Consider the following 21,000-nt stretch of genomic DNA (forward strand, 5'->3'; position numbering starts at 1 on the left):
AGCCATCCAACTTAGCGAGACACTTCGCCAGCGTTCACCGCTACAACATACTGGTGTGTACCGGGTTCAATACGACCAGTGATAGCGGGCACGCTCGCATGGGGATAAAGTAAATTAGTGTTTGGTGCGCACGGGTATACACGGGTCTGCCCTTCACCCTGCAATAAAATCAGTTCACTGAAGAGGCTCTCAGATTCCACTCGTGCTGGCTGAATCATCTGATGACTGAACCAGACTGACCAGCTGTCCACCGCATGGCCTGTCATCACAAATTCCAAAGCGATATCTGTGGTTATTTCATGGCTACGAAGTTCACCCTGCTCAGAAAACTGTTGGCGGGTTTGCACAACACATCCTTCAAAAGGCTGCCATAGAGAAACCAACGCATCACCGTCACGATAACTATCGCTGTTTCGGGTGCGACTAATCCATTGACGAGTTTGCGGATGAGCAAAGGCAAAGATATTGTCACCAGCCCAACCCTGATCCAACCAACGGGTTGATTCAACGCACAATCCATGCGCCGAGCTATAGGCAAACTTGCTGTATTTGTCCTCACAATGACGCAGTTCGTTTGCAGGCGAGCCATTGGTTAATAGGTAGCTTCCTTGACGGCGGACAAGCTGATGATGCTCACCAATCCAAGTCGCAGGCATGTTGCTGGCTAAAGGCTGATCTACTGCTGTCCAAAATGGATGCTGTTCAGGTAGATAAAGGGCGTTGAATGCTTTCAGTGCCAGCATCGGTGATGCGTAGCTGGTGTAAAACTCACTAGCCAGCAAATTGGGGTATGCAAAGCCCGGCAGCAGTTGTGCCTGTTGATCCCAAATTGGTTGTTCAGCCCACCAGCGCATGGTATGCATCCAGTAACTTTTCGCTTTTGCCATATCAATATCTGGATGTTCGCTTCGGGCTAATTCTGACCAAAATGCCGCTCCGGCAAATCGGTAATTCAAAGAACGACCGTAACAAAGAGGCTGCCCATCATCAGCAAACCAATACTGATAACCATGAGAAAAGGCCACCGCGCGGTCTAATAAGCGTTGGCAAAAATCACCTTCCCCTTGTTGCCAACGCACGTAAACCAACGCATAAAGCTGAAAAGCAAAAGGATTGTAGTAATCCACCACGCCGTTAGCCCCATCTTGATACCAGCCATCAACGAGATATAAAGCATCCACAAAGGAGAGATCATCCGCTAACACGTTTTCATCAATGCTTTCACCCAGTATCTTTAATGCGCTCAAAATAAGAATGCGGAACCAACGCCAATTGTTCGGGGGAATTTGGAGATAAGTGACTGAGCCAAGCCAGTCAACGAGTTGTTTTTTCTCTTGCTGAGAAAGAGGCTGCCAATAGCACTCCTCTGCATCCACCATAGCAACGGCGATTGAGGCCATCTCTACGACTCGTTGATCATAGTTATGCGGCAATTGCCAATAACTCTCGCTCTTCGGATCACAGCCTGCCACAATCATTTGACGCAATAGCTGATGGACATCTTCGAGCTCGCTATTCGCAGGTGCAGCTCCCCATAATAATCGACAAAGGTGCTCTAGCTTAGCCACTACCGCTGGATAATGAGCCGCACTGTTGTAGGTAGGACTCTCGCAACTGCGTTCTGTTAATACCAGAAGCTGACGCTGCACAACCTGATTCAATAGCTGAAGAGTTTCCTCTCTACAGCTAAAATTTGCTTCACGCTTCACTAATTGATTGAGACTGATCGCCACGAGTTGCTCACTTATCAACAAATCCATCAATGTCGCGATTAGAACTCATCACTGCCAGTTATAGAAATGGTTTTTTATATTTATGATATAAAGATCAAAACTACGTTTCATTTATAATATTCAATGTATGTATCGCTCGCAAAAATCGATAATTATAGGAAAACACAATTAAATCATCGCTTTATTTATAATTAAGCAAACATAAATCCTGCTCGGTTACTTTTAAACCAAATAAAAGTGGCCGAAGTAACTTTAATTTTTAAGTCAAGATTCTATAAGCGTGGGAAATCTGGTCGCTCTATCTAAATGCGACAAAACCAGATAACCGCTGATTGGTATTAAACTGGCAGAGGAAAAGTGACACTGCTCTGCCATGTGCAATTTGGTGGGAAAGGCTGAGGCTGTTACTGACACTCAGGTAAGGCGCATTACTTTAAGTCTGACATAGAAACTGGGCGTAAGCAGAGGCAGGTAATTGACGACGCAAACACGTTCCCATCGCCTGAAGATACGGGCGAATATGGGAGAAAAAGGCAAAATACCCCTCACACAAATAGTGCTTAGCCGTTAGCGATAATTCTCCTTGATCATCAATACGCTGGGCAGGACAAGCCCCGTGACACAAAGTGCGCTGGCTGCATCCCTGACAGTGAACCTGACTACCTAAGGGCTTCCTATGAGAAAAATGCTGCTGAATCGGAGTTTCAATAAGATCTGGGTAACCACACAGGTTAACATTCCCCAATTTAAATTCTGGGTGAACAAAATGGTCACAGCTATAAACATCCCCATTGTGCTCAACAACAAGGTTATCGCCACACCGAGGGGCATGAACACAGATAGAAGAAGGTAAACCAAGGTGCATTCCTAGTGCATTATCAAAATGGCTGACAAATACATCACCGATGTCATGTTGGCGCCACTCTTCAAACACATCTATCATAAACTGCCCAAACTGCTCGGCCGAAACACTACGCTCAGAAATCCCTTCACCTTTGACAGCTTCAACAATCGGAATGAATTGAATAAACTTCGCCCCCAACTGTTTAAGATGCTGATATACCTTTTTGCCGTGATTACCATTGTGATTTTGTATTACGGACAAGACATTAAACTCTACCTGATGCTTTTGCAAAACACGTAGCCCGCGCACTACTTGCTCATAAGAGCCTCTTCCACTTCGGCTTTTACGGTAAACATCATGCAGCGCCTTATCGCCATCAATACTAATTCCGACTAAGAAATGATGACGACTTAAAAATTCCCCCCACTTATCATCTAATAACACCCCGTTCGTCTGAAGCGTGTTGACGATCTGCACCCCTTGCCGCGCATATTTACTTTGTAACTCGACGACACGTTGATAGAACTCAACCCCTCTTAATGTTGGTTCACCACCTTGCCAGCCAAAAGTCACCTCAACGCAATCTGCAGGCTGACTTTCAATGTAGCTTTTGATGTGTGCTTCCAATGTTGCGTCATTCATATCAAATCGCTTAGTGCTCGGATAATACTCGGTTTTATCGAGATAAAAGCAGTATTCACAGTCTAAATTACACACAGGTCCAATCGGCTTAGCAAGGACATGAAATGGACGTTTAGAGCGCGGGCTTACAACAGAAATCAGTGACGGCTGCATTTTGATATCTCAATAAAATAAGTGACTCGTAAATTTTACTTATTTTTTTTAAAACATCTTTTTATTTTAGTGATGATGTGATCAGATACAGATATATGAAACGCAATTTCAATATGAAAAAACAATCATTTCATAAACATGGCCATTTTGAATCTATGAAAAAACCCAATTTGCTCTACGTTTTTCCTGATCAGTTTCGCTTAATGTCACTCAGTCTATGGCAAAAAAAAGGTTACCAAGACCTTCTGCCGGGACAGGGAGATCCGGTTTCGACGCCAAACTTAGACCTGTTTGCTGAACAAGCGACTCTGCTCCCCAATGCCGTAAGTAACTGCCCAGTTTGCAGTCCACACCGAGGCAGCTTATTGACCGGACAATTTCCCTCAAAAAGTGGCGTGCCTTTAAATTGCAATTCAGATCGCATTGAATCCCAGTTACCCGAAGATACTCGCTGTTTTACCGATGTCCTCGCCGATGCGGGTTACTATATCGGCTACATTGGTAAGTGGCATCTTGATCTGCCCACCCCAAATGACCCAGCCAATCCAGGCCATTATGTCGATCCTAATCGACCAGCATGGGATTCTTATACCGAGCCACAACGCCGTCACGGTATTCACGAATGGTATGGTTATGGCACATTCGATCAGCACCGAAATCCCCATTATTACGATACTTTTGGCCAACGCCACGAGCCACAAAAATGGTCCGCTGAGCATGAAACAGACAAAGCGATTGAATTTCTCACCCGCCATCAGCAGCAGCGGCCAGATCAATCCTTTGCCTTATTTGTTTCGATGAACCCTCCACACAGTCCATATGATAGTTTGAATGATTGTCGAGAGTCAGATTGGCGACACTACTGTGACAACTCACCCAAGCAACTTCTGCGACGTACAAATGCTGATCATCAGATGGACAAAGCGCGAAGTGCCCCTTTCTATTTCGCCAACGTAACAGGAGTCGACCACGAATTTGGACGCTTGGTGGCGACATTAAAAGCACTAGGCGAGTGGGATAACACCATCGTTGTATTTACCAGTGATCATGGCGAAACCCTCTGTAGCCATGGCATCACCGATGCTAAAAATAGCCTCTATAATGAGGCCTTTTGTGTGCCTTTCTTGCTCAAGAACACTTCACAAACGCAAGCGAACCAACACCCAGCTTTTTTGAGTAGTGCTGATATTATGCCGACCGTGTTGAGTTTGATGGGGCTTTCGTCATCTTGCCCGGCAAATATTCACGGCCGGGATCTCGCCGAAATTTTCCGCTCTGGTGCGATCGACACCAGACCGACTTACGCTCTCTATCTAAAGAACATAGATAATCCCCCTGGTGAAGATGGAAAAATCCGTGGCTATTTTGCTGCCGCCCGCGGCATTAAAACTGAGCGTTATTCCTTAGCACTACATATCAATGCTTCCGGTCAGCTCGAAGAAACCCAATTTTACGACAATTTTCTAGACCCATACCAAACCAACAATCTGGCCTTCGATCCGGAAACACCTGATCTACGCCGCCTATTACGAGCGATGGCGGAAGAATTAGTGCGTGTGGATGACCCATGGGCAGAAAACCGAATACTTGCTCACTTGCTCCCATATGACTTGTTCAATAACTGTAGCACCGATAAGGAATTTTCATGAGTAACCACACACTCCCTAACGTAATTATTATGTATGCCGATGATCTCGGTTTCGGCGATTTGAGCTGCTATGGAGCCAATGACATTCCAACACCTAACCTGGATAAACTGGCAGAAGAAGGGCTTAAATTCCATCAAGGTTATGCCACTGCGGCGACATGCACACCTTCACGCTACAGTTTACTTACAGGCTCTTACCCTTGGCGTAACCCTAAAGCTGCCGTTTTACCTGGAGATGCCCCGCAGATCATCACCATCTCTGATTTCACAATGCCAAAAATGTTCCAAAAGGCAGGATATCGAACCGGAATCGTGGGGAAATGGCATTTAGGGCTTGGCAATGGTGAACTCGATTTCAATCAGGAAATTCAGGGAACACCTAATGATGTAGGTTTTGACGATTCGTTTATTATGGCGGCGACCAATGACCGAGTTCCTTGCGTTTTTATCAACAACCGTCACGTGGAAAATTTAGATCCGTCTGACCCAATAGAAGTGACTTACGATTGGGATCATGCATTTGATGGCGTTCCCACTGGTCGTCACAATCCGGAGCTTCTGGATGTGATGTACGACCACGGCCATGACGGCACCATTATCAATGGTGTTAGCCGAATCGGTCACATGCGTGGTGGTCAATCCGCAATCTGGGATGATGAAACCATGGGTGAAGAGTTCGCCAACAAAGCGATAGAGTTTATTGAACAAAATCAACACCAGCCTTTCTTCCTATATTACGCACTACACCAACCACATGTACCACGCATTCCCAATCCTAGATTCCGTGGCGTCACCCCCCACGGTGTACGCGGTGATGTGATCGTCGAAATGGATTGGTGCATTGGGCAGGTACTCGAGAAATTGGAAGAGCTGCAACTGGCAGACAACACGATCGTGATCTTCTCCAGCGATAATGGCCCGGTACTAAACGATGGCTACAAAGATGAAGCCGTAGAGCTCAATGCGAATCATCGTATTGCGGGACCGCTACGCGGCGGCAAGTACAGCTTGTTTGAAGGTGGAACCCGAGTGCCATTTATCATTCGCTGGCCAAACGGCGCTGCCCGAGGAGAGACGGAAGCGTTGTTCAACCAAGTAGACCTTTATCACTGCTTTGCTCAGCTAACAGGCTCCGAGCTGCAAGAGCAAGAAGCGCCAGATAGCCAAGCGCTCCTGAACACCTTGCTAGGTAAGGAACACTTGGGACGAAACAATATGGTGCTAGAGGGCATGCAATATAAGAAGGTATTCAGAGACCAACGCTACGCTTATATTCCGCCGCACGATGACGATTTTATCTGCCAATACACGGGCAATGAAAAAGGCAACCTGTCTACCGCTCAGTTATTTGATTTGCAGGATGACATTGGCCAAGTTGTTAACATTGCCGAGCAGTACCCCGAGAAAGTCGCTGAGCTAGCAGAATTGCTTAAGCGTAGTATCAAAACACCACGTTCTCGATAACGGCTTGTCATTTATCATCACTTAGAGCACGAGTCATAGGTTATGCCCCAGCAGTTGGGGCTTTTTTACTTAAATTAGCCACTTTGCCAAATAGCAATGACTCGAATCAATATACTAATAGGCCAGAACATAAGTTGGCTCAACGGCAACCCACTCACCGTTACCTCTTTCAAAGGTTCCTACTATAGCGCCAAGAGCCAGAGGCTCAACATCATCAAATCCGATCACGAGTTGAAGACTCAGGCTGATGCGGTTGTCCTGAATGCTGGGTTGCTGGAACCGTAAGAAGTAAAACGGACCAAGTTCAGCGGCCTTTTTCGAAACTTCTGCCTCGGAAAGAATTTCGGCCAAATCAGTCAGCATGTTGGGCTGAGTAAGATGTTCGGACGAGACATATTTGACCTCCGCCTGCCGCAAGGTAGCAAGATCGGGAAAGTCGAGATCGCAATCAAGACCGGGCAGTTTAATCCCCTGGATAGCAGCGCGTACCATCAGAACCTGGAGCTGTGCGAGATCTGTTTTGTTCACAGGACTTCCCCTCTAATTTTTGTTTACTAATGAACCTAGCTCATCTGTTCGAGTCGAACCAGAGTATCCATATCCATAGGCTCGGGCGCGACGTCTTCTTCAACAGTTGAGGATGACATTGTATTTAACTCTAACGGTTGTGGTGGAGCATCAACCAACACCGTTTCCATATCCGCTTCCATCATGGGTTCAGGTGGAGCAGAAGTATCGGCTAAAGTGGCTTCAGCTCCTAGCGGCAACGGAGTCGGCGCTTCGTTCTCACCAGACATCCCTGCATTACTTAGTTCAGCCAGTTCCACGGGAGTTGGTCCATCTGAAAAGTCATCATTGTATGACGCTGAGTTAATCATTTCCGATCTCCTCTCTTGACTCTTTTAAAGGTAAACCTGTGTGATCAGCTTGTCATCGGAATCCGTAACTGCAGTTACAACCTTGCCGTTGGCACGGCCAGACGTTAGCGCGATATGTACGTTTGTGCAGCCATCAGCGTTACCAGTCTTGACCTTCTTCCACCCAACACCGGACAAATAAGCCCAGTTGTTCTGAGAATGGTAAGTCGTAAAAATACGGCTGATGAGCTTATTGCTATGAGTAGCCATTGTAATATCTCCTTAAAATTAGACGTAAAGTTGTTCGATTTCGCTGGCGGTAGTTAATGCATTAACAGTCAGCCCATTGGCTCGCGCCTCGCAAGCTGCATAAAACATTGAAGTAACACCCTCTGGATTTTCGGGCTTGATTTTTCGCCAACCCACGTCTTGAATGTATGCCCAAGCATTCTTGCCATGGTAGCTGGCAAACACTTTTAGAAGTTGCTTGTTATTGGCCCATTGCTGCACGCCATAAATAGACTGTATACCGTCAATGTCGTCTTGGTGCAGGTACCGATGTGGTCCTCCATAATATGGTGCCATAAGAGCACCGTTCACTGAGGAATGCCCGAGCCCTAACGCATGACCGAATTCATGAGCGGCCACAGTGTAGAGATCTATGTTTGACGCTGGTAAATCGATTGACCAAGTTTCAGCATCATCAAAATGAGAATCTCCTGAGATTGCCCCTTGTTCGGGGTAGAAAGCATGAGCCAGAACACCGCCGCCACCATCGAAGGGACTGCCGTCACTATGGTCGCCAGTTACAAAGCGAATGATGATATCTGGGCTTGCCGACATTGCCACCTCTTGGAAACTCAGAGGTGTTACCGCAGCCCAGTAACCAAATGCAGCACTAATCGCGGTGCGGATTTCAGCCGGGGTCAGATCACCGGTGAACTCCTGGAACGCATAGGTAAGGTTGTTACTGTTCCATTTGCGCCCACTGTCGTTGTATTCACCTCCTTCTATATATCCGCAGCGTTTGTGGCTCATCTTATCTAGAGTAGCTTCATCTAACTTACCGGTAGGGACGAGACCGTTGAACTCTTGAAACTTGCGTAATGCATGTTCGGTTTGTTCACTAAACTCCATTTCATTCGGCGGAGGAGCCACAGCATCCTTTGCCGACATGCCGTAACGCGCATGGATACCATTGTCGAAATAGCCAAATTTGCCCAAGTATTTGTTTAGCCTTACGACATCGTCACCAGCCGAGCCGAACTCTGCTCCGGCCGATTTAGGTGTCACCGCATCATCTCGCGGTGCTTTTTTTCCTGAAACCATGAAAGAACTCCTTATTTCAAGAATTTTCTTTGTGAGTGTCCGGCACTTACGTCTTGCCTTAAGGCAACCGTTTCATATGCCCCCAGTTTCATTATAAAGGAGTGTAGAACAAGATCACAAAAATGCACCACAGAAAATACAAAATTATCAATAAAAAATTTACCGAGAAGCTTATATAGCAGGGTGAGAGGTAGATAAAATAGGATTAAGGCTTTAAAAATCAACAAATTTTACGTGTTTGAATCGTATGGAAGAGAACTAAATTGAAGCACTAATCTCTATTTATCGTTAAAGAGCAATCTCCTCCGCAGCCAGCATACCGCGATTCAAAGACCACAATTGCGGTGAAACCTCGACAACTTGTTGCTTTTTCACCGAAGTCATCAACAACAAGAGGATTGTGACCCCTAAATCATTCCATTCACTTTTTTACCACCTACCTAAGCAAACCAATCCGTCCTGATTAATTGATGCAGATTAATAAAGCGTCAACTAACCAAGCAGCGGCAGCGTGAAATACGTAACATGCGCGACCTGTTTGTTGAGTGAGAGTAAAGCAGTGACACGTGATCAATTTGAGTTGTTAGCACCGGGTGGTGATTTAGATGCGATTAAAGCTGCCATAGCAGCAGGCGCTGATGCCATATACTGCGGACTGGACCGTTTTAACGCCCGTAATAGAGCAGCTAACCTAACATTGGACAACTTAAACGGTGTGTTAGCACTGGCGCATCAGCACAACTGTAAGATCTTCTTAACGCTTAATGTGCTGATTCTGGAGAGTGAAATCCCTGCCATTGCTCGCTTGCTTAGCCAACTGAACACCACCAAGATCGATGGTGTGATCGTGCAAGATCTCGGCCTTGCCTACATTCTCAAGCACCACTTCTCTGGCTTGGATGTACACGCTTCTACTCAGCTCAATACCCATAACGAAGGGCAGATCCTGTTCCTCAATCAGTTAACGGCAAGCCGTGTTAACCTGTCGCGTGAGTTGAATATCGACGAGATAAAGCACCTTGCTCAATTTGGGCGCGAGCATAATGTGATGATGGAAGTGTTTGTTCATGGCTCTTACTGCATTGGTTTTTCAGGTATTTGCTATATCAGTTCTGCTCGTAATGGCGCTTCAGGCAACAGGGGCCGTTGTAGTCAACCATGCCGCGAACAGTATCAAATCACAAAAACCGGCAACAGCTATCCGCTGAACCTGAAAGACAATTCAGCGTTTAGTAACCTACAAGCTCTTGCCGACGCGGGAGTGTACTCGTTAAAAGTCGAAGGTCGTATCAAGAAATCGCACTACGTTTACACCGTTGTTGACAACTGGCGTCAGCAAATCGATCGCCTGTGTGATGGTTCAGATCTATCTGATGATACTACCGAGCTTTACACCGTCTTCAACCGTGATTTCTCCAACGCGTTTTTGCAAGGTAACTTTGGCAAAGCGATGTATATCGACAACCCTCGCGATCATGCCGTAAAACACTTCTCGAAAATTTATCAGTGCCAATCTGAGGATGAAGTCCAACAGGTTAAAAAGAAGCTCTACGACGACAAAACCGCCATCATCGAGAAAGTGGCGGAAAAGACGCAGAACTTTGATATCAGCTCAACTCAAGACTCAGGCAGCAGTTTAAAAGGTGCGATTGATGTGCCGAAACTTCCTCAACTTGCACAGCCCGAACCGAATCAAGGCTCAGCAAAGTTGTCGGTGCTGATCTCTTCTGCACAAGAAGCCATGCTGTGTGAATATCAAAATGTCGATGTGTATTTCCAACTGCCAATGGGGTTGGCGGGTGAGTTGACGCCAATGATCGAGTTATTCCAAGCCACCCCTGCGCTGAAACCTTGGTTCCCAGCGATTTTAATTGGTGACGATTACCAAGCTGCACGTGCATTTTTAGAAACCATTCAGCCCGAACTACTCATCACTAATAACTCTGGAGTGGGAATGCTGGCGCAAGAGCTTGGGTTACGTTGGGTTGCCGGACCGCAGATGAACACCACCAACTCTTATGCGCTGAAGTGTTTGCAAAACGAATTTTCTGCGAGCGGTGCATTTATTTCCAATGAACTCAACATGAAGCAGATGCGTCACATCAAGCGTCCGCAATCCATGCGCAGCTATTACAGCATCTACCACCCAAATACTTTGCTAACCAGTCGCCAATGCCTGTTCCAGCAGACTGAAGGCTGTCGCAAAGTGAAGGTCAACAAAGGTTGTTTGAAACGTTGTGATAAACGTACCTCAATCATCAACCTGAACGATAACCCGTATGTCTTACAAAAACAGAAAGGCAGCCATAACTCCCTTTACGGTGAACATCATGTGTTGAACTTACAAGTGTTGCAGGATTTGCCACAGCTGTTTACCGATGTGCTCATTGATCTGAGAGACATACAGAGCGAAACCAAAGTATCGGTAACTAAACCTGAACTGATAGATGCATTCTTGAAACGACTCGACGAGAGCAGAAAGACAAACACTCAAACCTTACAGCAGATGATTCATCCAACCGTCAACGCGCAGTACCTCAAAGGGTTGTAAGCCGAAAAATAAAAAGTCCCCTCATAACTGAAGGGACTTTTTCTAAATTAACTTTCGAGGTTCAGCTTTTGACTTATGCTTTAGCTGTCTGTTTGTAACGGTCGAAGATAACAGCCGCTAGCAAGATGGCACCACGTACAACATACTGAGCAAATGGAGACATGTTGAGAAGGTTCATCGCGTTCTCAACGGTACCCAGGATCAGGACACCAGCGATAACGTAAGAAACTTTACCGATACCACCTTTCAGCGATACACCACCCAGAACACAAGCCGAGATAACCACGAGCTCAAAACCAACGGAAGTCATTGGCTGACCACTGGTCATACGCGCGGCTAAGATAACCCCGGCAAGTGCAGAGATAAAGCCTGACACAGTGAAGATGATCATCTTAGTTTTAACTACGTCCACACCCGCCAGACGCGCCGCTTCTTCGTTACCACCAATCGCTAGTGTATTGCGGCCGTAAACCGTGCGGTTTAGTAAGAAAGCAAACACACCAAAGGTAATAATGGTGAGCCAGATTGGCGTTGGAATACCGATGAAAGATGAGTTACCCAAAGCGAAGAAGCTCTCTTCAGTAATACCTACCGCTTTACCATCAGAAATTATATAGCCCAGACCACGCGCAATCTGCATGGTAGCGAGCGTTGTAATCAGTGCGTTGATTTGCAGTTTAGCGATCACAAAACCGTTAAGCAGACCAAACACAACACCAGAGAGCAAACCAGCTCCAACACCGAGTACAACACTGCTGGTTGCGTTAATCGCTACCGCTGTAACGACGCCCGAGCAAGCGATAATCGAAGCAACCGACAAATCAAGGTCACCACACGCCAAGCAGAACAGCATCGCACACGCCACCATGCCACTCATCGAAATAGCCAGACCAAGACCTTTCATGTTGATGAACGTCGCGAAGTAAGGTACGAAGAACGCACACAATAAAAACAGGCCGGCGAACACCATCAGCATACCGAATCGGTCCCAAATCCCAGCAAAATTCAATGAGCGCTTGGCACCCTGTTGATCAAGTAGTTTTGTAGAGCTTGTTACAGACATAATGATATTCCTTAATTTTAAGCGGCTGCCGAATCTTCTTTATCCAGCATTGCCAGACGAAGCGCAGTTTGTTCGTTAAATTCCTCGCGTTGTAGTTCACCTGTCACCGCACCTTCCTTCATAACAAGAACGCGATCAGAGATCCCCAACACTTCCGGTAAGTCGCTGGAAACGACAAGCACTGTCACCCCGTTTTCCGCCAGCTTAAAAATGAGTTCGTAAATTTCAGACTTGGCACCCACATCGATACCGCGGGTAGGTTCATCTAGCAAGATGACGCTCATTGCCGTTGACAACCAACGACCAAGAATCACTTTCTGCTGGTTACCACCTGATAGCTTTCCGATAGGTTGCTCCAGAGAGGAAGCTTTTACATTCAACGCTTCTTTCTGCTTCAAAGCGTTATTTTTCTCCCAATCGAAATCAATCAAGCTCTTGAACTTTAAGTGCCAAGGACGCGCACTGATGTTGGTGTTCTCTTTGACAGACATGATAGGGACGATGCCATCAGCTTTACGGTCTTCTGAACAAAGCGTAATACCGTATCGAATTGCGTCGCGTGGGTTTTTAACGCCGATTTTGACATCATGTAAGTAAAGTTCGCCAGCTGTTTTTCTGTCAGCGCCGAAAATAAGGCGAGTCAACTCCGTACGACCTGCGCCAACCAGACCAAACAGGCCTAATATTTCACCTTGCTGGATATCTAGTGACACAGGAGCGGTTAAACCAGGACCTTCAAAGTTTTCTAAACGCAGACCACTTTTGCCTAAGTTACGCGAACGGTAGTTGTAGATATCGTTGATTTCACGGCCAACCATCAATTCCACTAAGCGATCATGTGTCAGTTCAGACATGTCGTGGAAAGATTGCACATGCTGGCCATCTTTGAAGATCGTAATTGCATCACACAGGTCGAAGATCTCTTCCATACGGTGTGATACATACATAATGACTTTGCCAGAATCGCGCAATTCACGAATAACCTTAAACAGGTTTTTAATTTCACGTTGTGACAAGCTACTGGTCGGTTCATCAAAAGCGATAATTTGTGCATTTCGGCTTAGAGCTTTGGCAATTTCAACCATTTGCCATTGGCCGATGGATAACTCTTTTAACTGGCAAGAAGGGTCAAATGTTTCACCTAAACGCTCCAACTGAACTCGTGCATTCTTGTTGAGGGTTTCCGTGTCTACTCGGCCACCTTTAGTCGGCAATTGACCTAGGTAAATGTTTTCAGCAACCGTCAGTTCAGGAACTAAGTTGAGCTCCTGATAAATAATAGCGATACCGTGCTCTAACGCATCGTTGGTTGAGTTCAGAGCCACTTCTTTGCCATCAATAGCGATGTGGCCTTCGGTTGGTTGGTGGAAGCCACTTAAGGTTTTGAGCAGAGTTGACTTACCAGCACCATTTTCGCCCATCAAAGCGTGAACGCTGCCCGCATCTGCGCGGAAACTAACATTGTTCAATGCCTTCACACCGGGGAAGTGCTTCGAGATATTTCGAAACTCTATATAAGAGGGGGACTTCGCCATGACATTCTCTCCGTAAAATCAGTTGGCGACGACCACCACGTTGGCCGTCACCAAAAATGAACTTAAAGCCCTTTTTTCGCTAGTTCGTCTTTGAAGTTGTCACGAGTGATCAGAACAACGTCTGTTACTTCTACAAATTGCTCCGGCTGAACGTCTTCTTTCACCCACTTGTATAGAGATTCGATACTCTTGTAGCCATGTACGTCTGGACTAGGTAGCAGCGAGCCATAGAAACCTGTCGCTTGAGATTTCGCCAGTTCGTTCACTGCATCAACACCATTGATACCAATACCGATTACGTTGTTTGCATCGAAACCTTGACCTTCGGTTGCACGAACGCCACCCAGTACTGTGTTGTCGTTCATACCAACCACAAGCCATTGTTTAACATCTGGATATTGAACGAGAAGCGAGTTCGCAGCATCCAATGCTCCTGGGATGTCATTGGTTTTTGTTGGTACGCGGTAGATTTGACCTTCAGGAAAGCCAGCTTGTTTAAGTGCAGAAATAGAACCGTCTACACGACGACGGGCAGTATCAAGCTCGTCCGCTGTGATTGCCATAACGCCTGTTGTAGACGCATCCCAGCTACGTTTCTGCATTTCTTTGTAAAGCTCGATACCTTGGCGTTCACCGATAGCGGTTGCCGCCATCATAACCAATGGTACGTCTGTCATTGGTTCGCCTTTAGCGTTTAAGAACTGGTCATCAACCGTAATGACTTTTAGGTCGTAGCTTTTCGCTTTAGCCATGATTGCAGGACCCAATTTAGGGTCAGGAGTACAGATAACGAAACCTTTAGCACCTTGCGCTGCTAGAGTATCGATAGCATTAAGCGTTTTTTCGCCATCTGGCACCGCCATTTTTACTACTTCAAAGCCTAAATCTTTACCGGCTTTTTCAGCAAATGACCATTCAGTTTGGAACCATGGCTCTTCAGGTTGTTTAACCAGGTAACCTAGTCGAGTGTCATCATTTGAACCAAAAAATGCATTAGCAGAAGCGCTTAGCATAGTGACGCCAGATAGGGCAGCGATTGTGAGTAGTTTTTTTAGTTTCATTGTTATCCATCCACTGGTAGAGGTGAGTGTTCGCTGTACATATTTGTGCATCTAAGAACATTTGTTAGTGACAAGAATCACAGCTAAAAAATGTAGCGAATTTGTCCATTCATTTAGCCAGAGTGGCTATGACACAGCTCTCAATTGTGCGACGCCTCGTTAGAACACACGGGAAAAACTGCCATACAAACGTTAAATTCAACGAATAATTTGCAATTACAGACAACATGAGAAGGTGTTAAAAGGAACACAAAAAACACCCAATGACGTTTTTATCCATAAAATTAGCAGCCTTATTTATGGGATAACGTCCGAGCTCTGGCTATAACAACAAGTAGATTTAGTTTGCTGGCCAAAAGTTGGAGCTGTCATGGACACAATGAACACACATCAGCAGCATGTAATTGGTTTAGATTTCGGATCGGACTCCGTACGTGCTCTTATCGTTAATGCAGAAAGCGGCGAAGAAGTATCTTCGTCTGTCGTCTATTACCCAAGATGGATGAAAGGGCTATATTGTCAGCCTGCTCAATCTCAGTTCAGACATCACCCTCAGGATTATCTGGATGCGATGACCAGTGCAATCCAAGAAGTACTGACTACCGTGCCACCATCATTGGCCTCATCTATCGTTGGTATCGGCGTGGATACAACAGGCTCTACACCCGCTCCAATCGATGAAAACGGCACGATTCTGGCCCTACTGCCAGAGTTCGAGAACAACCCAAATGCGATGTTTGTGCTGTGGAAAGACCACACCTCAGTGACAAAAGCGGACCTGATTAATGAGCTCGCCCATTCAGGCAAATTTATGGATTACACCCGATTCATCGGTGGTGTGTATTCATCGGAATGGTTCTGGGCAAAAGCGGCTTGGGTTAGCGAACAAGATGAGCAAGTCGCGAAACGTGCCTACAGCTGGGTTGAACTTTGTGACTGGATTCCAGCAATTCTGGCGGACACTCAACATCCGAAAAAACTGCGTCGCGGCATTTGTGCAGCCGGACACAAAGCCATGTGGCATGACTGCTGGGGCGGTCTGCCTGACCAAGAGTTTTTAAGCGCGATTTCTCCGACACTCGATGGTATTCGCGATCGTATGTTCACAGAGGTATTTACTTCAGACCAAGCTGCCGGTTACCTGTCAAAAGCATGGGCAGAGAAACTGGGACTACCAGAAGGCATTGCGATTGCGATTGGTGAATTCGACTGTCATATGGGTGCGGTGGGTGCAGGTGCTGGCGCACATGACTTGGTGAAAGTCATCGGAACCTCGACTTGTGACATTTTGATGGTTGAACCTGACCAGGTGGGTGATCGCACCATTCACGGTATTTGTGGTCAGGTTGAAGGCAGCGCGATGCCAGAGTTACTTGCCCTAGAAGCGGGACAATCTGCATTTGGTGATATGTACGCCTGGTTCAAAAACGTTCTAATGTGGCCTTTACAAGCGTACGCCGAGCGCAATCCTGATTTTGCACTGACTGCAGAAGAAATCGCGTCTGACCTATTGCCAATGCTCTCGCAAGCGGCAGAACAACAAGGCATCGACCAGTACACTCCGGTGGCGATGGACTGGCTAAATGGCCGACGCACACCTTACGCAAACCAACGCTTAAAAGGTGCCATCTGCGATTTAAACCTTGGAAGTGCTTCGCCAGCCATATTCTCAGCGCTGGTTGAGTCTACGGCTCACGGAGCAAAAGCGATTGTGGATTGTTTCATTGAGCAAGACGTCAAAGTTGAGCGCGTGATTGCAATCGGTGGTATTGCTCAGAAATCCCCTTTCGTGATGCAGATGTGCGCGGATGTGATTGGTCGCGAGATCATCGTCGTTGAATCCGATCAGTGTTGTGCACTGGGTGCTGCGATTTTTGCTGCAGTCGCAGCCGGCGTTTACCCAGACACCAAAGCCGCACAAGACGTAATGGCAAGTCCAGTTCGTCAAACTTACTCTCCAAATCCGCAAGTACAAGCACTACGCGCAGAACGTTACGCAACTTATCGTCAACTCGGTCAGCACATGGAACAAGTAGCCGAGTTCCACCAATCTCAGGAGCGTCAAGATGTCTGAACAAACAGCATGGAATGAAGTGGACTCATTGGCTGAACGCCTGACAACCCTTCGCCATCAAGTGTGGCAAGCCAACATGGATCTTCAGCGTCATAATCTCGTGACCTTCACCTGGGGCAATGTTTCAGGCATCGATCGCGAGTCCGGCTTAGTGGTCATCAAACCAAGTGGCGTCGAATACGGCGAACTCAGCGCAGAAAACATGGTGGTTGTGGATCTTCATGGTCAAATTGTCGAAGGCGATCTCAACCCTTCTTCAGACACTGCGACACACCTAGAGCTTTACCGCCAGTTCCCAGAGATTGGTGGCATCGTGCATACCCACTCGCCACAGGCAACAGCATGGGCACAAGCAGGTCGTGCGATCCCAGCACTGGGCACAACACACGCCGATTATTTCTATGGCGAAATTGCCTGTACGCGAGCATTGAGCGACAAAGAAATTGCAGATGATTACGAACTGAATACTGGCAAAGTCATTGTAGAAACCATTGGCGAATCAAGCGTCATGGCTTCACCAGGCATTCTTGTCAAAGAGCATGCACCGTTCACCTGGGGCAAAGATGCACATCAAGCCGTTCACAACGCGGTTGTCGTCGAAGTCGTCGCTGGCATGGCACTGCAAACCATGCAAATAAACTCGGACGTCAGCTCAATTAACCCTTCGCTCCTCGACAAACATTATTTACGTAAGCACGGCGCCAACGCCTACTACGGTCAAACCAAGAAATAAGGACACATGATGAAGATTTTCAATGAGAAACAAGTATGGTTTGTAACAGGCTCACAGCATCTTTACGGCCCAAAAGTATTAGAAAGTGTGGCAAACAACAGTGAAGAGATTGTTGCTGGTTTAAATGCCGCTGAAGGTATCTCGGTTTCTATTGCCAATAAAGGCACCGTAAAAACGCCTGACGAAATACTTGCGGTTTGCCGTGCCGCGAACAATGATCCTGATTGTGTCGGCTTAATGCTTTGGATGCACACCTTCTCACCGGCGAAAATGTGGATTGCAGGTCTAACCCAACTAAACAAGCCATTCTTGCACCTACACACTCAGTTCAACGCCGCACTACCGTGGGATGAAATCGACATGGATTTCATGAACCTGAACCAAAGTGCGCACGGTTGTCGTGAGTTTGGCTTCATCGGCACTCGCCTGAACATAGAGCGTAAAGTTGTCGTTGGTCACTGGAAAGATGAGCAAGTTCATAAAGATGTTGATGACTGGTGTCGTGCCGCTATCGGTGTGAATGCAGGTCAGCAGCTGAAAGTTGCGCGCTTTGGTGACAACATGCGTCAGGTTGCGGTAACCGAAGGCAACAAAGTTTCTGCACAAATCCAATTCGGCTACGAAGTGAATGCTTACGGGCTGGGTGAACTAAGCGACGTAGTTAACGCAGTTACAGAAACCGAAGTGAACCACCTTCTGGACGAATACGCATCAACGTACGAGATGTCTCCAGAGCTATTTAGCGACGCTGACCTGAAAAAGCTGATGGTACAAGAAGCGCGTCTAGAACTGGGGATGGAATCTTTCCTTAAATCTGTTGGTGCTGGCGCATTCACTAACACGTTTGAAAACCTGACTGGCCTGACTAACCTGCCGGGACTTGCGACACAACGATTGATGAGCAAAGGCTTTGGTTACGGTGGTGAAGGCGACTGGAAAACGGCAGCAATGACTCACATCATGAAGGTCATGGGTCAGGGAAAAGCGGGCGGAACATCTTTCATGGAAGACTACACCTACAACTTCGGTGGTAAAGGTCAGGTTCTGGGTGCACACATGCTGGAAGTATGCCCTTCTATCGCAGCTGCAAAACCAAAACTAGAAATTCACCGACATACCATCGGTTGCCGCTGTGATATCCCACGTTTAATTTTCAGTGGTCAATCTGGCGAAGCGTTAAATGTGTCAATTATTGACCTTGGCGATCGCTTTAGAATGGTCGTAAATATGGTTGATACCGTGACACCACCTGCGTCATTGCCGCATCTGCCAGTCGCACACGCATTGTGGGAACCACAGCCAAACCTTAACGTCGCAGCAGCAACTTGGATTCACGCAGGTGGTGCACATCATGCGGTTTACAGCCAAGCAGTAACACTGGCGACGTTAGCTGACTATGCAGAAATCCTTGGCATCGAAATGGTTGTGATTGATAACAACACTAACATACGTCAATTTAAACAAGATTTGCGTAACAACGGGATTTACTACCGCCGTTAATTAAGTACTTAATTAGATTGCAATTAAATGTGCTCCCGCGAGGGAGCACTTTGGAGTCAATTTGTGAATGATACAGATGTAGCAGCTACTCCCTCTTTCCAATTGAACAAGTCGCGCTGGATGCTGAAATTGTCCACTTCACACCCTGCGAGCTTCGAACTGCAATTCGACGGGGAAACTCACTATGTTGGCACAATGGAAGTGATGAACAACGGGCATATCCTTCCGGTGACAAAAGCAAACTGGCGCTTTCGTCAAAAACCAGAGCGATTAGAGCAATGGTGTCAGATTCACCATTCAGAAACCTTGTCCATTAACATGAACTACTACTTTGCCGACGATGCTTTGGTGATTGAATATTTGGCACGTAATACCGTGCCTACACGTTTAGACATCCGTCACGCAATCCAACATCTACCACAACCAACCGATAAGGAGACAGCCCCTGCTTCTCACTCTCCGTGGCAGCATAGGCGAGATGGACTGCCAAGTGATTTTCTATCCAAAACGGAAAAAACCGATTTCTTCAGAGAAGCATTTTCTGCTAAACAGTGGATTGTTCTGGATAAATTGTGAGGAATCGCGATGACACTTTTTCTCGGCCAGAATAAACTGACACAAAACTCATTATAGATAGTGCATGCAAAACAACGATCCATTAAAGCCCGGATATAACTTCGACGCTCACCTTGTGGCGGGACTCACCCCGATCATTGAAGGAGACGAGTTAGACTTTGTCATCGATCGCCCAAATGGGATGAAAGGCTTCATTATTAACATCACTAGCCAGGGAGAGGGCACCATTTTCCACGGCGATGACGCATTCGATGTCAAAGCTGGCGACTTGTTGCTCTTTCCACCGAGTGCGACGCACTTTTATCATCGCAAAGAAGACAACGCATCATGGTTTCACCGTTGGGTCTATTTTCGCCCACGAGCCTTTTGGAATGACTGGCTGTGCTGGCATGATCAACGTAACGGCGTATATCTCACTAAAGAGCTAGATAACAGCACCATTTCTCAGATCGAGCGTCTGTTTATCGACATTGAGTACATTTCAAAATCCGATATTCCATATCGAGATGATTTAGCGATCAACCTTCTCGAGCAGTTGCTTATTCGCTGTAAAAGCATCCAACCTGACGTCGTCAGTAAGCCACTCGATCCTCGCGTGATCGAAGCGATGAACTACATGACCCAGAATTTGAATCAAAATTTTACCTTGGAAGATATTGCCGATTTCACCTGTTTGTCAGCATCGCGCTTAGGTCACCTGTTCCGTGATGAAGTAGGTATGACCATCACCCAGTGGCGCGATGACCAGCGCATCAGCCGAGCGAAGCAATTACTGGTGACCACCAACTACTCAGTCAACCATATTGGTCGCATTGTCGGCTACACGGATCCCCTCTATTTCTCGCGCGTTTTCAAACGTAAGTCCGGCGCCAGCCCTAAGCTGTACCGTGAACAGATTAGTTAAAGGTTATCTTGAACACTAAGCTGACACTGACTACAATGACGCACTTTCTTTACGGAATCTAGGTCATAAAATGAACGACATTACTAAACCAGCTCTACCAGATCGCCTTGCGGGTAACCCACGTAGCCCATTCTTTGTGAAAGAGTGCTTTGAGCACCAAATCGGTATTCGTTTTAACGGCAAAGAGCGTACTGACGTTGAAGAATACTGCGTGAGCGAAGGTTGGGTAAAAATCGCGTCTCCAAAAGCAAAAGACCGTTTCGGTAACCCAATGCTGATCAAACTGAAAGGCGAAGTTGAAGCGTACTACGTGTAAGCTTTAAGTCTGAATCC

18 protein-coding genes are annotated in these 21,000 nt (G+C 46.6%); 9 read left to right on the forward strand and 9 right to left on the reverse strand.

What is annotated here, in order from left to right:
• Positions 1-11 precede the first annotated feature (11 nt).
• Together WJM94_RS08790 and WJM94_RS08795 are read right to left on the reverse strand one after the other, a co-directional pair.
• On the reverse strand, positions 12-1,733 hold the full coding sequence (locus WJM94_RS08790) for a DUF2264 domain-containing protein (protein ID WP_444493918.1): 1,722 nt from the start codon (positions 1,731-1,733) through the stop codon (positions 12-14).
• Positions 1,734-2,166: 433 nt separating this feature from the next.
• A complete protein-coding gene (locus tag WJM94_RS08795) occupies positions 2,167-3,372 on the reverse strand; it encodes an anaerobic sulfatase maturase (RefSeq protein ID WP_444493873.1) in 1,206 nt (401 codons plus the stop codon).
• Positions 3,373-3,527: 155 nt separating this feature from the next.
• On the opposite strand from WJM94_RS08795, the gene WJM94_RS08800 reads away from it, so the two are divergent.
• Positions 3,528-5,021 (forward strand): sulfatase family protein, encoded by a 1,494-nt coding sequence (locus WJM94_RS08800; protein ID WP_444493919.1) that lies wholly within the window; start codon positions 3,528-3,530, stop codon positions 5,019-5,021.
• Positions 5,018-6,484, forward strand: a complete 1,467-nt coding sequence (locus WJM94_RS08805; protein WP_444493874.1) for a sulfatase family protein — start codon at positions 5,018-5,020, stop codon at positions 6,482-6,484. Before WJM94_RS08800 ends, WJM94_RS08805 begins: the two co-directional genes overlap by 4 nt.
• Positions 6,485-6,598: 114 nt before the next feature.
• Here the strand turns inward: WJM94_RS08805 and WJM94_RS08810 are convergent, their stop codons facing one another.
• The 4 genes from WJM94_RS08810 to WJM94_RS08825 are packed head-to-tail and all read right to left on the reverse strand — an operon-like array spanning position 6,599 to position 8,670.
• Positions 6,599-7,012 carry a hypothetical protein gene (locus WJM94_RS08810; protein WP_444493875.1) on the reverse strand — a complete coding sequence of 138 codons (414 nt, stop codon included), beginning with the start codon at positions 7,010-7,012 and terminating at the stop codon, positions 6,599-6,601.
• Positions 7,013-7,047: 35 nt separating this feature from the next.
• Positions 7,048-7,362: a hypothetical protein gene (locus WJM94_RS08815; RefSeq protein ID WP_444493876.1), complete on the reverse strand. Its 315-nt coding sequence runs from the start codon at positions 7,360-7,362 to the stop codon at positions 7,048-7,050.
• Positions 7,363-7,386: 24 nt separating this feature from the next.
• The gene (locus WJM94_RS08820; RefSeq protein WP_444493877.1) at positions 7,387-7,611 is read right to left on the reverse strand and encodes a hypothetical protein; all 225 of its coding nucleotides are present in this window, start codon (positions 7,609-7,611) and stop codon (positions 7,387-7,389) included.
• A gap of 18 nt (positions 7,612-7,629) precedes the next feature.
• A complete protein-coding gene (locus WJM94_RS08825; RefSeq protein WP_444493878.1) occupies positions 7,630-8,670 on the reverse strand; it encodes a matrixin family metalloprotease in 1,041 nt (346 codons plus the stop codon).
• 559 nt (positions 8,671-9,229) lie between these two features.
• Here WJM94_RS08825 and WJM94_RS08830 point away from each other — a divergent pair.
• Positions 9,230-11,221, forward strand: a complete 1,992-nt coding sequence (locus WJM94_RS08830; RefSeq protein WP_444493920.1) for a U32 family peptidase — start codon at positions 9,230-9,232, stop codon at positions 11,219-11,221.
• 73 nt (positions 11,222-11,294) lie between these two features.
• Here WJM94_RS08830 and araH read toward each other — a convergent pair whose 3' ends face one another.
• From araH to WJM94_RS08845, 3 genes are all read right to left on the reverse strand, one after another.
• Positions 11,295-12,284, reverse strand: coding sequence for an L-arabinose ABC transporter permease AraH (gene araH / locus WJM94_RS08835; protein WP_444493879.1), 990 nt, complete (start codon positions 12,282-12,284; stop codon positions 11,295-11,297).
• A 17-nt stretch (positions 12,285-12,301) separates the two neighbouring features.
• The gene (gene araG / locus WJM94_RS08840) at positions 12,302-13,819 is read right to left on the reverse strand and encodes an L-arabinose ABC transporter ATP-binding protein AraG (RefSeq protein WP_444493880.1); all 1,518 of its coding nucleotides are present in this window, start codon (positions 13,817-13,819) and stop codon (positions 12,302-12,304) included.
• A gap of 62 nt (positions 13,820-13,881) precedes the next feature.
• A complete protein-coding gene (locus tag WJM94_RS08845; protein ID WP_444493881.1) occupies positions 13,882-14,880 on the reverse strand; it encodes an arabinose ABC transporter substrate-binding protein in 999 nt (332 codons plus the stop codon).
• Positions 14,881-15,250: 370 nt separating this feature from the next.
• Here WJM94_RS08845 and WJM94_RS08850 point away from each other — a divergent pair, with 370 nt between their 5' ends.
• The 6 genes from WJM94_RS08850 to WJM94_RS08875 all read left to right on the forward strand — a co-directional run bounded on the left by WJM94_RS08850 (position 15,251) and on the right by WJM94_RS08875 (position 20,983).
• On the forward strand, positions 15,251-16,954 hold the full coding sequence (locus WJM94_RS08850; RefSeq protein ID WP_444493882.1) for a ribulokinase: 1,704 nt from the start codon (positions 15,251-15,253) through the stop codon (positions 16,952-16,954).
• The gene (locus WJM94_RS08855) at positions 16,947-17,687 is read left to right on the forward strand and encodes an L-ribulose-5-phosphate 4-epimerase (protein WP_444493883.1); all 741 of its coding nucleotides are present in this window, start codon (positions 16,947-16,949) and stop codon (positions 17,685-17,687) included. The genes WJM94_RS08850 and WJM94_RS08855 overlap by 8 nt, the downstream gene beginning before the upstream one ends.
• Before the next feature lie 9 nt (positions 17,688-17,696).
• Positions 17,697-19,187 carry an L-arabinose isomerase gene (araA, locus tag WJM94_RS08860; RefSeq protein ID WP_444493921.1) on the forward strand — a complete coding sequence of 497 codons (1,491 nt, stop codon included), beginning with the start codon at positions 17,697-17,699 and terminating at the stop codon, positions 19,185-19,187.
• A gap of 63 nt (positions 19,188-19,250) precedes the next feature.
• Entirely contained in the window at positions 19,251-19,763 is a 513-nt protein-coding gene (locus tag WJM94_RS08865) for a hypothetical protein (protein ID WP_444493884.1), read from the forward strand.
• Between the two features lie 64 nt (positions 19,764-19,827).
• Positions 19,828-20,667 (forward strand): arabinose operon transcriptional regulator AraC, encoded by an 840-nt coding sequence (gene araC / locus WJM94_RS08870; RefSeq protein WP_444493885.1) that lies wholly within the window; start codon positions 19,828-19,830, stop codon positions 20,665-20,667.
• Between the two features lie 70 nt (positions 20,668-20,737).
• Positions 20,738-20,983: a DUF3297 family protein gene (locus tag WJM94_RS08875; RefSeq protein ID WP_444493886.1), complete on the forward strand. Its 246-nt coding sequence runs from the start codon at positions 20,738-20,740 to the stop codon at positions 20,981-20,983.
• Positions 20,984-21,000: the final 17 nt, after the last annotated feature.

It is taken from the genome of Vibrio sp. YIC-376, from assembly GCF_052353105.1.
Classification (GTDB): domain Bacteria; phylum Pseudomonadota; class Gammaproteobacteria; order Enterobacterales; family Vibrionaceae; genus Vibrio.